The 13,824-nt window shown below is 65.0% G+C and carries 14 protein-coding genes and 1 pseudogene; 6 read left to right on the forward strand and 9 right to left on the reverse strand.

The window, feature by feature from the left end:
- Positions 1–7 precede the first annotated feature (7 nt).
- Complete coding sequence (locus G3N64_RS02655; RefSeq protein ID WP_205782213.1) at positions 8–658, reverse strand: LysE family translocator; 651 nt, start codon at positions 656–658, stop codon at positions 8–10.
- A gap of 165 nt (positions 659–823) precedes the next feature.
- On the opposite strand from G3N64_RS02655, the gene G3N64_RS02660 reads away from it, so the two are divergent.
- Positions 824–1,744 (forward strand): LysR substrate-binding domain-containing protein, encoded by a 921-nt coding sequence (locus G3N64_RS02660; RefSeq protein ID WP_205782214.1) that lies wholly within the window; start codon positions 824–826, stop codon positions 1,742–1,744.
- Between the two features lie 141 nt (positions 1,745–1,885).
- Here G3N64_RS02660 and G3N64_RS02665 read toward each other — a convergent pair whose 3' ends face one another.
- Both G3N64_RS02665 and G3N64_RS02670 read right to left on the reverse strand, forming a co-directional pair.
- Entirely contained in the window at positions 1,886–2,722 is an 837-nt protein-coding gene (locus tag G3N64_RS02665) for an alpha/beta hydrolase (protein ID WP_205782215.1), read from the reverse strand.
- Between the two features lie 159 nt (positions 2,723–2,881).
- Complete coding sequence (locus tag G3N64_RS02670; RefSeq protein ID WP_205782216.1) at positions 2,882–3,712, reverse strand: oxidoreductase; 831 nt, start codon at positions 3,710–3,712, stop codon at positions 2,882–2,884.
- A 94-nt stretch (positions 3,713–3,806) separates the two neighbouring features.
- On the opposite strand from G3N64_RS02670, the gene G3N64_RS02675 reads away from it, so the two are divergent.
- Positions 3,807–4,778: an AraC family transcriptional regulator gene (locus tag G3N64_RS02675; RefSeq protein WP_205782217.1), complete on the forward strand. Its 972-nt coding sequence runs from the start codon at positions 3,807–3,809 to the stop codon at positions 4,776–4,778.
- Positions 4,779–4,812: 34 nt separating this feature from the next.
- Here the strand turns inward: G3N64_RS02675 and G3N64_RS02680 are convergent, their stop codons facing one another.
- The 4 genes from G3N64_RS02680 to G3N64_RS02695 form a co-directional block, all read right to left on the reverse strand.
- On the reverse strand, positions 4,813–5,481 hold the full coding sequence (locus G3N64_RS02680) for a CoA pyrophosphatase (RefSeq protein ID WP_205782218.1): 669 nt from the start codon (positions 5,479–5,481) through the stop codon (positions 4,813–4,815).
- Between the two features lie 343 nt (positions 5,482–5,824).
- Positions 5,825–6,226, reverse strand: coding sequence for a hypothetical protein (locus G3N64_RS02685; protein WP_205782219.1), 402 nt, complete (start codon positions 6,224–6,226; stop codon positions 5,825–5,827).
- A gap of 426 nt (positions 6,227–6,652) precedes the next feature.
- Complete coding sequence (locus tag G3N64_RS02690) at positions 6,653–7,126, reverse strand: RES domain-containing protein (protein ID WP_205782220.1); 474 nt, start codon at positions 7,124–7,126, stop codon at positions 6,653–6,655.
- Complete coding sequence (locus G3N64_RS02695; protein WP_205782221.1) at positions 7,123–7,551, reverse strand: antitoxin Xre/MbcA/ParS toxin-binding domain-containing protein; 429 nt, start codon at positions 7,549–7,551, stop codon at positions 7,123–7,125. Before G3N64_RS02695 ends, G3N64_RS02690 begins: the two co-directional genes overlap by 4 nt.
- 879 nt (positions 7,552–8,430) lie before the next feature.
- On the opposite strand from G3N64_RS02695, the gene rbsK reads away from it, so the two are divergent.
- From rbsK to G3N64_RS02710, 3 genes are read left to right on the forward strand one after another with little or no spacing between them, the layout of a single operon-like run.
- Complete coding sequence (gene rbsK, locus G3N64_RS02700) at positions 8,431–9,357, forward strand: ribokinase (RefSeq protein ID WP_205782222.1); 927 nt, start codon at positions 8,431–8,433, stop codon at positions 9,355–9,357.
- A gap of 41 nt (positions 9,358–9,398) precedes the next feature.
- The gene (gene fucP / locus G3N64_RS02705; protein WP_205782223.1) at positions 9,399–10,772 is read left to right on the forward strand and encodes an L-fucose:H+ symporter permease; all 1,374 of its coding nucleotides are present in this window, start codon (positions 9,399–9,401) and stop codon (positions 10,770–10,772) included.
- Between the two features lie 2 nt (positions 10,773–10,774).
- Positions 10,775–11,827: an aldose 1-epimerase family protein gene (locus G3N64_RS02710; protein WP_205782224.1), complete on the forward strand. Its 1,053-nt coding sequence runs from the start codon at positions 10,775–10,777 to the stop codon at positions 11,825–11,827.
- A gap of 22 nt (positions 11,828–11,849) precedes the next feature.
- On the opposite strand, the gene deoR is transcribed toward G3N64_RS02710, so the two are convergent.
- Entirely contained in the window at positions 11,850–12,620 is a 771-nt protein-coding gene (deoR, locus tag G3N64_RS02715) for a DNA-binding transcriptional repressor DeoR (protein ID WP_205782225.1), read from the reverse strand.
- A gap of 146 nt (positions 12,621–12,766) precedes the next feature.
- Between deoR and deoC the strand changes: the two genes are divergently transcribed.
- Positions 12,767–13,447 carry a deoxyribose-phosphate aldolase gene (gene deoC / locus G3N64_RS02720; protein ID WP_205782226.1) on the forward strand — a complete coding sequence of 227 codons (681 nt, stop codon included), beginning with the start codon at positions 12,767–12,769 and terminating at the stop codon, positions 13,445–13,447.
- A gap of 185 nt (positions 13,448–13,632) precedes the next feature.
- Here the strand turns inward: deoC and G3N64_RS02725 are convergent.
- Positions 13,633–13,800, reverse strand: a pseudogene (locus tag G3N64_RS02725) (LysR substrate-binding domain-containing protein); the annotation flags it as partial.
- Positions 13,801–13,824 lie beyond the last annotated feature (24 nt).

The raw sequence follows: 13,824 nt of genomic DNA on the forward strand, positions 1-13,824 counted from the left end.
GACGCACTTACGCGGCGCCCGCGATCGCGCCGGCGAGCCCGGCGAGCGCAATCACGAGCAGCGCGCCCGCCGACGAGGCGGCGATCCAGCGCTGCTTGCGATGAATCAGCGGATGGTTGATCGCGGCCATGTAGCCGGTCAGGATCGTGAAATCGACCGCGATCCACAGCGCGGCCAGGATGGCCAGGCTCACGCGCGAATCCGGCGTGATGCCGACGAACTGCGGAAAGAACGCGACGAAGAACAGCAGGTCCTTCGGATTCGCGATGCCGACGAGAAAGCCGCGTACGACACCCGGCAAGCGCCGCGCCTGCGATGGCGGTTCGCCTGCCGCGGCGTCATGGCCGTCGCGTGTGCGGCTGGCGCGCCATTCGCCGAGCAGCGTCCGGATGGCCAGCACCGCGATGAAGAGGCATCCCGCCACGTGCACGCCCGTGAGCAGCCGATCGCTGACGAGCACGACACCGAACACCATCAGCATCGCCCCCGCGATCATCACGAGGCTCGCGGCATTCGCGCCCACCGCGGTCAGCATGCCCTGGCGGAAGCCGCGCCGCGCGACGGTGCCGACCACGAGCATGACGACGGGGCCGGGCGTCGCGATCAGCAGCACGATCGCGGCGAGATAGGCGAACAGCAGCGGGTAATGGAGTGACATGAAAAAAAGTTGCTGAATGGATTGACGCGCGTGCCCGCCACGGTGGCATCATCGGGATTCAGCGCACCGGATTGCACGGTTTTACGAAGTATTGCGTGCCCGGCCCGCTGCTGAAAAACGGAAAATCCTGCCGGATGACATGAGTTTTATTCATATTCGAAACCCGTGAAGGCCAAACCGCTTCCCCCTGTCTACGCGCTGCGCGCGTTCGAAAGCGCCGCGCGCACCGGCTCGTTCACGCTGGCCGCGGAGGAACTGAGCCTCACGCAAAGCGCGGTGAGCAAGCACGTCAGGACGCTCGAGGCCTACTTCGGCCGGAAACTGTTCGTCCGGCGCGGCCCCAGAATGACCGTGACGGCGGAAGCGCACATCTTCGCGTCGGGCCTGCGGCGCGGCTTCCGGCAAATCGAGGAAGCCTGCGTGCTGTTCCAGTCGCAACGCGACGTGCTGCGGCTCAAGGCGCCGTCCACGCTCACGATGCGCTGGCTGCTCGACGCACTGGCCGGGTTTCGTGCCACACGGCCCGCGTTCGAGGTACAGATCGCGAGCGTGTGGATGGATGTCGATACCGTCGATTTCTTCAGCGAATCCTACGATTGCGCGATCCTGCTCGGCGCAGGCAAGTTCGGCGAGGCCACGCAGTGCGTGAAGCTGTTCGACGAATGGCTGATTCCGGTGTGCTCGCGCGCGACCGCGACGGTCGCACGCACGAATCCGGCGGCGTGCGAGCTGATCCATCCGTCGCCCGATCGGCGCGACTGGCGCCGCTGGCTCAAGGGCAGCGGCCACGACCTGGAGGTGGACATCACGCGCGGGCAGGTGTTCGACATGCTCGAACAGGGGATCGCGGCGGCCATCGCCGGCCACGGCCTCTCGATCGGCGATCTCGCGCTGTGTGCCACGGCAATCGACGAGAAGCAGCTCGTGCTGCCGTTCAAGACGGCCGTCAATACCGGCGACGCGTACTACCTCGTCTGGCCGGACGACTCCGCCAAGGCCGCGCAGGTGCGCGAACTGCTCGCGTTCCTGGAAAGCCGGATGCCGCGTCTGACGTTTCCGGGCATCCGCTTCAACGGCCCGGGCTGATTGATGCGGCCGGCGAACCGGCCGCCATGCCGACGGCGCTGCCGGGCGCCACGGACGCTATCGGGCACCGCCGGCCCGCAACGACAGCGCAGCCCGCCGAAGCGGGCCTGCGCCGGCACCCGCCGGCACCCGCCGACACCATTACGCCTGCACGAAAGCCAGCAGGTCGGCGTTGAGGACGTCCGCGTTGATCGTCAGCATCCCGTGCGAGTAGCCCGGGTACGTCTTCAGCGTGCCGTTCTTCAGCAGCTTGATCGACTTCAGCGCGGCATCCGCGATCGGCACGATCTGGTCGTCTTCGCCATGGAGCACGAGCGTCGGGACGGAGATCGACTTCAGGTCTTCGGTCTGGTCCGTTTCCGAAAACGCCTTGATGCCTTCGTAATGCGCTTTGGCGCTGCCTTCCATCCCCTGCCGCCACCAGTTGCGGATCACGCCCTGATGCACGGTTGCACCTTCGCGGTTGAACCCGTAGAACGGGCCGCTCGGCACGTCGAGGAAGAACTGCGCGCGATTGTCGGCGAGCGCTTTCCGGAAGCCGTCGAACACCTCGAGCGGCAGGCCTTCGGGGTTCGATTCGGTTTTCAGCATCAGCGGCGGCACCGCGCTGACCAGCACCGCCTTCGCGACGCGGCCAGCCGGCTCGCCGTGCTTCGCGACGTAGCGGGCCACTTCGCCGCCGCCGGTCGAGTGACCGATGTGCACCGCATTGCGCAGGTCGAGCGCCTCGACGACCGCGAACGCGTCTGCCGCGTAGTGGTCCATGTCATGGCCGTCCGACACCTGCGCCGACCGGCCGTGCCCGCGCCGGTCGTGCGCCACCACGCGATAGCCCTTCTGGACGAAGAAGAGCATCTGCGCATCCCAGTCGTCCGCCGACAACGGCCAGCCATGATGGAAGACAATGGGCTGCGCGTCCTTCGGGCCCCAGTCCTTGTAGAAAATCTCGACGTGATCCTTCGTTGTGACGTATGACATCGCGATGGACTCCTGTAGGGTGGATGAATGTGGCGCACTCGCCGGGAGCCATTATCGGACAGGTTTGTTAAACGATGATGCCGCGATGCAAGCGATCGTCCACCATTTCGTCAACGTGGACGAATCGTTGCGGTGCGAACGATGGCGCCGCGTCGTGCGTCAACCGTCCGTCGACACCGTCACGGCCTCCCACGCCCGGATTTCCGCGTCCAGCGCCGCCAGCTTGCCGCGCACGAGCCGCAGCGCATCGCTGCCGAGCAGCAGGTGCGCGGGCGGATGGTCCGCCGCGATCGCCGCGAGCATCGCCCGTGCGGCCTTCGCGGGATCGCCCAGTTGCTTGCCGCTCTTCTCTTCGCGCGCCCGGCGAATCGGATCGAAGGTCGCGTCGTAGTCCGCGATCGAGCGCGGCGTGCGCAACATCGAGCGGCCGGCCCAGTCGGTGCGGAACGAACCGGGCGCCACGGCCGTCATGGCGATGCCGAACGGCTCGAGCTCCTTGCCGACGGTTTCGGAAATGCCTTCCAGCGCGAACTTGCTGCCGCAGTAATAAGCGATTCCCGGCATCGTGATGTGGCCGCCCATCGACGTGATGTTGAGGATGCGGCCGCGCCGCCGTTCGCGCATGAACGGCACGACCACCTTCATCATCGCGACTGCGCCGAATACGTTCACGTCGAACTGCCGGCGCATCTCCGCGAGCGGCGCTTCTTCCATGATCCCTTCGTGCCCGTAGCCGGCATTGTTCACCAGCACGTCGACGGGCCCGACGTTCGCCTCGATTTCAGCCACGACGCCGTCGATGCGATCGAAGTCGGTCACGTCGAGCACCCGTGCGAACGCCTGCGCGGACAGCGCTTCGAAATCTTGCGCCGCCTGCGCGCTTCTCACGGTGCCGACCACCGTGTGGCCGGCCGCGAGCGCCTCCTGCGCGAGCGCGCGGCCGAAGCCGCTGCTGACGCCGGTGATGAGGATGAGGTTGCCGGATGCCATTTGAGCTTCTCCCGAATGTCGATTGGAGCGTGCATACTAGTCTGACGATCCATGTCGAATAAGCCCGATTCCGCTGATTTTCTTGCACAAAACTATGAGCACCGAGCCCTCTTCCGTCCGCCCCCCGTCGCTGCCGCCGCGCGACCGGAAGCGCCTGGTGACGCTGCTGCGCGCGCTGGCGCCCGACGAAGGCTACAACCTGACGGCACTGCCGAGCGTGCGCATCCTGCGTTCGAACCGCGCGCTGTCGCGCACGCCGGTGCTGTATGACCCGGGCATCGTGATCGTGTGCCAGGGCTGCAAGCGCGGCTACTTCGGCGGCGAACGCTATCTGTACGACGAACACCACTACCTGGCGGTGTCCGTACCCGTACCGTTCAGCATGGAAACCGACGCCACGCCCGAGCGCCCGCTGCTCGCGCTGTATCTGCATCTCGATTTCACGATGGCCGCCGAACTCGCGGCGCAGATCGACCGCGAGGGCATCGCGGAGCCCGTACAGGCGCCCAGGAGCATGATGTCGACACCGATGGACGAGACGATGCACACGTCGGTACTGCGTTTCGTCGAGGCGATGCACCGGCCGCTCGACGCCGCGGTGCTCGGCCCGGCGCTGCTGCGCGAGCTGTACTTCCGCGTGCTCACCGGCGCGCAGGGCAGCGCGATGCGCAGCGCGCTCGCGATGCGCGGACAGTTCGGCCGGATCGGCCGGTCGCTGCGCGTGATCCACGCCGATTACGCGCAGCCGCTCGACGTGCCGCAACTGGCCGACGAAGCCGGCATGAGCGTGCCGAGCTTTCACAGCCACTTCAAGGCGATCACGCAGGCGTCGCCGATGCAGTACCTGAAGTCGACACGACTGCATCAGGCGCGCTTGCTGATGGTGCGCGAGGACCTGACGGCGGAGGCGGCCGGCTATGCGGTCGGTTATACGAGCCCGTCGCAGTTCAGCCGCGAATTCAAGCGCCTGTTCGGCCTGACGCCGGCGAAGGAAACGCAGCGCATGCGCGAGAGCTTCGCCATTCCGGCGGCATTCGAGGATGCGGTGTTCGTGTCGTCGCATTGAACCGCGGCGGCCCCCCCCGCCGTGCCGCATGCTTTCAGCGCGCGGCACCGCGTGCCAGGCCGGCGAGCGACGTCAGGATGAAAGCCGTCACGCCCCAGATGTCCTGCGTCTGCTCGGCCCAGTACCACGCGCCCGCGCGTTCGCCGTCCGTGTATCGACGCGGCAGATCCGGGTTCAGCAGCGCGGTGAACGGAAACTCGAAGATCTCCGCGACTTCCGCGGGCGCCGCCTCCCATTTCGCCGTTTCCGGCACGATGCCGATCACGGGAAAGATCGCGTGATTGCGCTTTCTGGTTTGATGAATCGGCAAGCTGCCGACCACGCGGACCGCGCCCGGGTCGAGGTGAATTTCCTCGAACGCCTCGCGCAACGCGGTCGCGCCGATATCGCGGTCGGACTCCGCCGGGCGGCCGCCCGGAAAACTCACATGCGACGAGTATTCGCTGAGATCCGACGCGCGCCTGGTCAGCAGGATCGTCGGCTCGCGCCGCGCGACGATCGCGACCAGCACCGCCGAGAATTTCCACCGCCCGTCGTTGTCCGAGAGGGTTTGCTTCGCCGTCTGCCAATCGGTGCCGGCAGGAATGCCGCAGCTTTCCACGCCACGGACGATCGCGTCGAGGGCGGCCTGCGGCGAGCCGGTTTCCGCGTGCGCGCCGGCCAACCCGTCGCCGGTATTCAGGACGCTTCTGTCCGGGTCCATGTCTTCCTCCTGCGTGCGGCAACCCGCACGCGCCGAGCGACACTGAACCCGACACGTGTTGCATGGGTACGGCGTCGTTGTGGTCAATCCGGTGAGCCCGTGTTCGCCTGCGATCGGAAATGGCACGCGCGGGAGCGTGAATGCCTGCTCCCGCGTAAAAATATCCGCCAGCTTTACGGAGATTGTACAGAACGGAAAATCTCGCGAATCTCAAAATTGGTTAATGTTGGTAATGGCTGTTCTATCGCATTCCGCTTATCTGTCGGTTCGATAGAAAATCAGATCCGCTCGATTGAATGGCTGATAGGTCGCGTGATACCTGAATACCTCGCGATCGAGGTCGTTAAAAAAAGGCGCGACCGATGGATCTAGGGGGTTTTCCGTCCTCCGCGTCGAGCATCTCGATATTGCTGAGAATCCCGCTCGAGGAGATCGGCTGCACATACACGTGTGGACGTGCAGCCACGCCAAGGATCGCGAGAACCTCCCGAATGCAACCCCCTTCAAGTACACCGAGTGATGTGCCGGACAGCGCCTTGCTAAGGGAACGCAACAGGTCGGTTGTTCTCAATGCATCGACATACTCGCCTTGCCCGCGCACCACATACTGATCAAGCTCCAATGCAATCGCACCGAGTCTCTCGCAGATCTGGACGCTCGCCGTCGACTTGCCCGCCAGCGGACAACCATCTACCGTGACGAGTCCCGCTTGCACCTTCCGGATGACTTCTTCGAGTGCGTTCAACGAACGTACTTCCGTACGCATGTGCCTCATCCCGCTTTCTTCGTGAAAACAGGCTCAGCTGGCGCGGGTCGCGCTCTGGCACCTTAACCGGCATCACATCCTTCGCCGCTCTACGCATGCGTGCGATCAGCGGAACACCCACCCCATCGAGGGTCAGCCCGAAACCGTACGCCTCGATGTCGCCGCGTTTGAATTTCGGCAGCGGCTTCCACGTAGGCATCCAACCCAGTTTCTCCGTCCGGACAAGCAATTCGCTCTCGGTCAAACCCGGCACGCTGTCCGCAACAAACTGCGCGAGCGGCTTTGGCACCCATTCGGGTGGAAAACTAGGCGGGAGTGCGAATGAAACCAATAACAACGTCGTCGACATTCCTGGTCTCCAGGAGAGAGGCGTCGAGGTTAGGTTAGCAGGCCACCAACGCAGCGCTATGACTGCCCGGCATGGGGCATCACAAACAGCCGCTCGTCCCACACGACCGGTTGCGGGTCGGCCACGACGATGCGCGCAGCATCCGGATGGGCGGGATTCACCAGCACATTGAACTCGGCGCGGGCGACAACAGAGGGAACGATCAGGATTGCCGTGCGCGCTTCGGTCAACCATGCGTCACCGAAGCGGCGGGCAAATTGCGGCGCCGGCGCATCCCAACCTGCCGGCAGCGACTCGGCCGTATGGCGCTCGACTGCCACGTCATCGGGAACGGTCGCCTCGACCCATCCGTGCGTCTTCGGAACCTTCCCGATGCGTGCGTGCACCAACACTTCCAGCATCGCACCGGCAAAAGTCAGCGCCGCATATATCACCGGCCGGCCGGGCCTGTTGAACCGCCCACCGACCAGCATCGCGCCAGTCCCGCTCCACACCGTGTGCCGCGTATCCGCTATCCAATACAACCTCATGCCGGAAGCCCGTAAAAGAGCTTCCACAGCAACTCTTCGACCCGCCGCGCGCCCAACTCACTCAACGCGACATCCAGCGGCGCGCGCCCCTCGAGCTCCGGATGAGGGGTCGCCAGGAACTCCCGCGCGTCTTCCTCATCGTTCCACGCGTAGGTGGCAGAGGCGACGATCCGGGCAAGTCGCTCCGTCTTTTCAGATTCATCAGGCGTGAGCCGATCCCGGCGGCGCTTGTACGTGGCCTCGGGAATGATGCGTGCCTGGAGCGCCCGCCGTGCGTCCGCACCGTGCGTCGCATGTTCAACGCCGGCGCGCAAAGCCGACTTCGGCAAACCGGCGCGGACCCGTGCTTCGAGTTCGGCGAGCGAGTGCGGAATCGGCTGAAGCTCCATCACGCCGGCCACCGCTTCAGGGGTAACGAGCAACATGGGAACACCCTCTTAAGGTATCAAGTGATACCAAATTATCGATCGTTTGATACCAATTGCAAGCGGTGGGGGAAAGCACCACCGGAAGAGGGCGCCCGGGAAGGCACATTGGTGGCGGAGATAGCTTAAGCAGCGGGAATCAATTCAAACTGGGAGACGTCCTGTGCGCCGGAATCCCATCGGCGCAGCGCGTAGTACCACTTCGAAACCTTCTTGGACAGCAATTCGCGATGTATGCTCACCCTTTCTATGTTCCCCTTCATTTCTCGACATTGAGCGCCACAACGTCGACGAGATGTTACGCAGTCCTGTAATCGTCGCCCAAACGGCGCCCATGTTGAATCGTCTGCGCGGTCGGCGTCCCGCTCATCCGTGCCCCGCCCCTCGTCTTCTGTCACCCGCGGAGAGAGCGCCGACGTCAGGGCATTCAACCTGCTCGCGTTGAGTTGCCCCCAAGATTGAAAGCATTTTGAAATAATATGGTTTTCCCTTATCACATCGACTTAGAGCGCACATTAACTTAGACATACTTATCAATTTCCTCGACGGATAACTTACGCACGCCCTTGCCGGCTCTCAAGCCCAACTAACGCAGCTGGAAATAAAGTAGATTTATATCAATTAGTTACCTCAATTTGTCACATAGTGAAATGCGAGGTGCAGTCTTTTTTGCGCATTTCCGCCCCTTCTCGTAAGTGCGACCTTTTTTGTATGTCGACAGATTCCCCCGAAAAACCGCCGCACGCGCGCCGACCTCGAAAGTCCTCCTCCGAACATCATATGATTGCATTTTCACATTGAATGTGATTTTATTATCAAATCTTGCCCGCCGACGCCGACCACGCGCGCGGCGCATCCCATACCAAGGAAGAGACGCAGATGGAGACAATCGCCGTCATCGGCAGCAACATGGTCGACCTCGTGACCTACGTCGCACGCATGCCCGCCCGGGGCGAAACGCTCGAAGCACCGAACTTCGAGCTCGGCTGCGGCGGCAAGGGGGCGAACCAGGCCGTCGCGGCCGCCCGCCTCGGCGCGCGCGTCGTGATGGTCACGAAGGTCGGCGACGATGTATTCGCCGACAACACGATCCGCAACTTCGAGCGCGAAGGCATCGACACCACGCACGTGCGCAAGGTCGCCGGCGTGCCGAGCGGCGTCGCGCCGATCTTCGTCGAACCCGATTCGAGCAACAGCATCCTGATCGTCAAGGGCGCGAACCGCCACCTGACGCCGGCCGACATCGATGCGGCCGCGCCGCAGCTCGCCGAATGCGCGCTGATCGTGCTGCAGCTCGAAATCGAGCTCGACACCGTCTATCACGCGATCGAATTCGGCGCGCGCCACGGCATTCCCGTGCTGCTGAACCCCGCGCCCGCGGTGGCCGACCTCGATTTCGAGCGGATCCGCACCGTCGAATTCTTCGTGCCGAACGAAACCGAGCTCGCGATCGTGTCGGGCATGCCGGTCGATTCGCGCGATACCGCGGCGCGCGCCGCCGAAGCGCTGGTCGCGCGCGGGCTCAAGCACGTGCTCGTCACGCTCGGCAGCAACGGTTCGCTGCTGGTATCGCGCGACGGCGTGCGGCACGTGCCGGGCGTACCGGTCGACGCGCGCGACACGACGGGCGCCGGCGACGCGTACATCGGCTGCTTCGCGCGCTGCTACGCCGCGTCGCGCGATGCACTCGCCGCGATGCGCTACGCGTCCGCGTACGCCGCGCATTCGGTCACGGGCCTCGGCACGCAGAAGTCGTACGCCGACACCGCGACGTTCGAACGCTTCCTCCGCGACGCCGGCATGTGAACGGCGCCTTCATCGACGAGACAACCGGGAAGGAGACGCCCATGGGCCGAGCCAGAATCGAACATACACCCGACGGCTATTACCTGAATCGCACGCCGCTCTTCGCGTTCACGCTGCTGTGCTGCCTGTTCGCGCTGTGGGGCACCGCCGCGAACCTGAACGACGTACTGATCGCGCAGTTCAAGAAGTCGTTCTTCCTGTCCGATTTCGAATCGGCATTCGTGCAGTCCGCGTTCTATCTCGGCTACTTCTTCCTCGCGATTCCGGCCGCGACCGTCGTGAAGAAGTTCAGCTACAAGACGACGATCCTCGTCGGCCTGCTGCTCTACACGACCGGCTGCCTGCTGTTCTTCCCGGCCGCATCGATGGCGAAGTACGGGATGTTCCTCGTCGCACTGTTCGTGATCGCGGCGGGCCTGTCGTTCCTCGAGACCGCGTCGAACTCGTATTCGACGCTGATGGGCCCGCGCGAAACCAGCACGCGCCGGCTGAACATCTCGCAGACGTTCTATCCGTTCGGCGCGATGGCCGGCGTCTACATGGGCAGCTTCCTGATCTTCAAGGAAGGCGACGCGTCGCACGCGCAGCTCGCCGCGATGTCTGCGGCCGAAGCTCACGTGCACCAGCTCGCGATGATCCAGGCCACGCTCGAGCCGTACAAGTGGCTGATCGTCGTGCTCATCGCCGTGTTCATCGTGTTCGCGCTCACGCCCTACCCGGCCTGCAAGGGCAACGGCCCCGGCGCGGCCACGCACCGGATCGACGCGCGCGGCACGCTCGCACGCCTGTTCGGCAACCGGCGCTTCGTCGCGGGCATCGTCGCGCAATTCCTGTATGTCGGCGCGCAGGTCGGCGTGTGGAGCTTCACGATCCGGCTCGCGATGCAGATCGGCGGCCTCACCGAGCGCGGCGCGTCGCACTACCTGCTCGCGACGTTCTTCGCGTTCTTCGTCGGCAAGCTGGTCGCGACGCTCGTGATGAAGCGCGTCGGCCCGGCCAAGGTGCTGATCGTCTACGGCATCCTGTGCATCGCGCTGCTCGCGTACACGATCAGCGTGCACAACATCACCGCCGTCTATGCGGCCGTGGGCGTGAGCGTGTTCCTCGGCCCGTGCTGGCCGACCATCTACGGCCTGACGATCGACGGGCTCGGCAAGGACACCGAATACGGCGGCTCGATCCTCGTGATGAGCATCGTCGGCGGCGCGGTCGTGCCGCTGATCCAGGGGCTGATCTCCGATCACACCGGCGGCAACATGCAGCTCGCATTCGTCGTGCCGCTCGCGTGCTTCGTCGTGATCGTCTACTACGGCTTCTACTGCCTGCGCCACCTGCCGGCCGCGACGCCCGACACAGCCGCCGACGGCAACGTACCTGCGCACTACGCCGCCACGCGCAACACGTCGGGAGCGTAAGCATGCGTGGCGAAATCGAACTGCGGCGAGACGACTTCCGCGACACGCCGCACACGCTGTATCGCACCGACGGCCTCACCGTCACCGCGTTCGCGTATCCGTCCGGCGTCGAGGCGCTGAAGCTCGAGAACCGCCGCGGCCATCTCGTCGTGCTGCCGTATCTCGGCCAGATGATCTGGGCCGCCGCATTCGACGGGCGCGACCTGACGATGAAGCACATGTTCCGGCAACCGAAGCGCGCGGCGTCGATCATCGATACCTACGGCTGCTTCATGTTCCACAGCGGGCTGCTGCGCAACGGCTGCCCGGGGCCGGACGACACGCACGCGCTGCACGGCGAGATGCCGTGCGCGCCGATGGATCGCGCGAGCCTCGTCGTCGGCGCGGATGCACGCGGCGCGTTCGTCGAAGTGACCGGCGAGTACGAATACGTACAGGGTTTCGGCAGCCACTATGTGGCGCGTCCGTCGGTGCGGCTTGCGGAGCACGACGCGCAGATGACGATCGCGATGGACGTGACGAATCTCGGCGGCACGCCGATGGACCTGATGTACATGGCGCACCTGAACTACGCGTACGTGCCGGGCGGCCGTTTCGTGCAGTCGCTGGCGCGCGGCGGGTTGCGGCTGCGCGACAGCGTGCCCGCGCACGTGAAGCCGACCGCCGCGTGGCGCGACTATACGGCCACGCTCGCGCGCGAACCGGAACGGCTTCATACGCTCGATGCGCCCGCGCTCTACGACCCGGAGATCGTGTTCTTCATGAACGACGTGGCAACGGATGCAGACGGCGTCGCGCATTTCCTGCTCGTGCATCCGGACGGCGGCGCATTCCACACCGCGTACCGCCCCGAGCAGTTCCCGCATGCGACGCGCTGGATCCTGCACAACGCGGACCAGCAGGTCGCCGCGTTCGCGCTGCCGTCGACCTGCGAGCCGGAAGGTTACGAAGCCGAACGCCGCAAGGGCCATGTCGCGACGCTCGCGCCGGGCGCGACGCGCCGCTTCGACGTCGTCACCGGCTACCTGAGCGCGGCGGAAGCACGCAATGCGTGAAGCGATGCGCGGCCGCGCGCCGTCAGGTCACGAGCGCGATCCCATGTTCGCGGATCGCCGTTTCGTAGCGACGGCTCAGTTGCCCGTCCGAGATCACGTAGTTGAAGTCGGTCAGCTCGGCGAAATAGGCCGCGCGCACTTCGTCGAACTTCGTGTGGTCGACGAGCAGGAAGCGGTTCTGCGCGCGTTCCATCACCTTCTTCTTCGCGTCGACTTCGTGGAAGTTGAAACACGTGACGCCGCAGCGATCGCTCACGCCGGCCGCGGAGATGAACGCCTTCGACACGCGCACCGTGTCGAGGATGCCCGTCTCGGCCACCGACTCGAACACCATGTTCTTGCGGTGGTACGCGCCGCCGCACAGGATCACGCTGCAATGCGGCTTCTGCTGCAGCTTCGCGAACACGTTCAGCGAATTGCAGACCGCGGTGAATTCGAGGTCGTCCGGAATGAAGTCGACGACGAACGGCGTGGTCGAGCCGCAGTCGACGAAGATCGTGTCGCCGGTCGTCACGAACTGCGCGGCCAACTTGCCGATGCGGCGCTTCTCCTCGGTCTGCCGGTTGTTCTCGGCGCTGACCACGTACTCGCCGATGTCGCTGCGCTGCGCGGCGAAGTGGCGCGTCACGTAGCCGCCGATCAGGCTGAGGCCGTGCGGGTTGTCCGCGAGATCGCGGCGGATCGTCATTTCGGACACGCCGAACAACTCGGCGACTTCCCTCAGATGAATCGCGTTCTGCCCTTGCAGCACGTTCATCAGTGTCTTGATCCGTTCGCTCTTCTTCGTTTCCATGCCAGTATCCTGCGTACCCGTCGCATCCGTCGCTTGTCGTGCCGGGCGCGCGGGCCCGGCCGGAATGTCGTATTTGTAACAAACCGATGTGAAAACATCAACTTTACGTGTGCCTTTCCGGCACACGCTCCGTGGAGTCCTGAAACATGCCGCTTTCCAACGCCCAACTCGCTCAAACCATCGATCACACGCTGCTCGCGCCCGACGCGAGCGACGCGCAGATCCGCGAACTCTGCCGCCAGGCGGCCGAGCATCGCTTTTACTCGGTCTGCGTGAATTCGGCGAACGTGCCGCTCGCCGCGCGCGAGCTTGCCGCGACCGGCGTGCTCGTCTGTGCCGTGGTCGGTTTTCCGCTCGGCGCAGGGCTGTCGGCCGCCAAGGCATTCGAAGCAACCGCCGCGATCGCGGCGGGCGCCGGCGAGATCGACATGGTGATCAACATCGGCGCGCTGAAGAGCGGCCGCGCCGACGACGTGAAGGCCGACATCGACGCCGTACACCGCGCATGCGGCGCGGTACCGCTCAAGGTGATCCTCGAAACGGGGCTGCTGACCGACGACGAGAAGGTGCGCGTGTGCGAAATGTGCCGCGATCTCGGTGTGGCGTTCGTGAAGACGTCGACAGGGTTCGGCCACGGCGGCGCGACGCTCGCGGATGTCGCGCTGATGCGCCGCACGGTCGGCCCCGTGCTCGGCGTGAAGGCATCGGGCGGCGTGCGCGACCGCGCGGCCGCGCTGGCGATGATCGAAGCCGGCGCGACGCGCCTCGGCACGAGCTCGGGGGTTGCGATCGTGACCGATCAGGGGGGGAGCGGGTCGGGGTATTGACCGACGCCCAGGCCGCCGACGGATTTGCGGATGCGGATGCGGATGCGGGTACGCTTGGCGCTCCCGCGCACCGGCTCGCGCGCGTCTCGATCGCCCTTCCGATGAAAACGCGCTTCGTCCGGTTGGCGCGGCGGTCGACGCGCGACGGACCGCCATTCAGCACCTTTGCCAGTCGATCAGCGGCCCGACGCCGGCACCTCGAACGTGATGCATCGATGCCGTGCCAGATCGGCGGGCTCGGCGAGTGTGCCATGCGCCGCGAGATAGGCCGGGCTTGTGCAGATCACGCGGCGCACGCTGCCGACGCGGGTGGCCATGAAGCTGCTGTCGGGCAATTCGCCGATCCGCAGCGCGCACGGATAGACACCGAAGCATTC

Source organism: Burkholderia sp. Ac-20344 (genome assembly GCF_017104975.1).
GTDB lineage: Bacteria > Pseudomonadota > Gammaproteobacteria > Burkholderiales > Burkholderiaceae > Burkholderia.

Coding starts and splice junctions, on each gene's coding strand:
- G3N64_RS02655 (WP_205782213.1), bottom strand. CDS start 658: ATGTCACTCCATTACCCGCTGCTGTTCGCCTATCTCGCCGCGATCGTG.
- G3N64_RS02665 (WP_205782215.1), bottom strand. CDS start 2,722: ATGTCATACGTCACAACGAAGGATCACGTCGAGATTTTCTACAAGGAC.
- G3N64_RS02670 (WP_205782216.1), bottom strand. CDS start 3,712: ATGGCATCCGGCAACCTCATCCTCATCACCGGCGTCAGCAGCGGCTTC.
- G3N64_RS02675 (WP_205782217.1), top strand. CDS start 3,807: ATGAGCACCGAGCCCTCTTCCGTCCGCCCCCCGTCGCTGCCGCCGCGC.
- G3N64_RS02680 (WP_205782218.1), bottom strand. CDS start 5,481: ATGGACCCGGACAGAAGCGTCCTGAATACCGGCGACGGGTTGGCCGGC.
- G3N64_RS02690 (WP_205782220.1), bottom strand. CDS start 7,126: ATGAGGTTGTATTGGATAGCGGATACGCGGCACACGGTGTGGAGCGGG.
- G3N64_RS02695 (WP_205782221.1), bottom strand. CDS start 7,551: ATGTTGCTCGTTACCCCTGAAGCGGTGGCCGGCGTGATGGAGCTTCAG.
- rbsK (WP_205782222.1), top strand. CDS start 8,431: ATGGAGACAATCGCCGTCATCGGCAGCAACATGGTCGACCTCGTGACC.
- fucP (WP_205782223.1), top strand. CDS start 9,399: ATGGGCCGAGCCAGAATCGAACATACACCCGACGGCTATTACCTGAAT.
- G3N64_RS02710 (WP_205782224.1), top strand. CDS start 10,775: ATGCGTGGCGAAATCGAACTGCGGCGAGACGACTTCCGCGACACGCCG.
- deoR (WP_205782225.1), bottom strand. CDS start 12,620: ATGGAAACGAAGAAGAGCGAACGGATCAAGACACTGATGAACGTGCTG.
- deoC (WP_205782226.1), top strand. CDS start 12,767: ATGCCGCTTTCCAACGCCCAACTCGCTCAAACCATCGATCACACGCTG.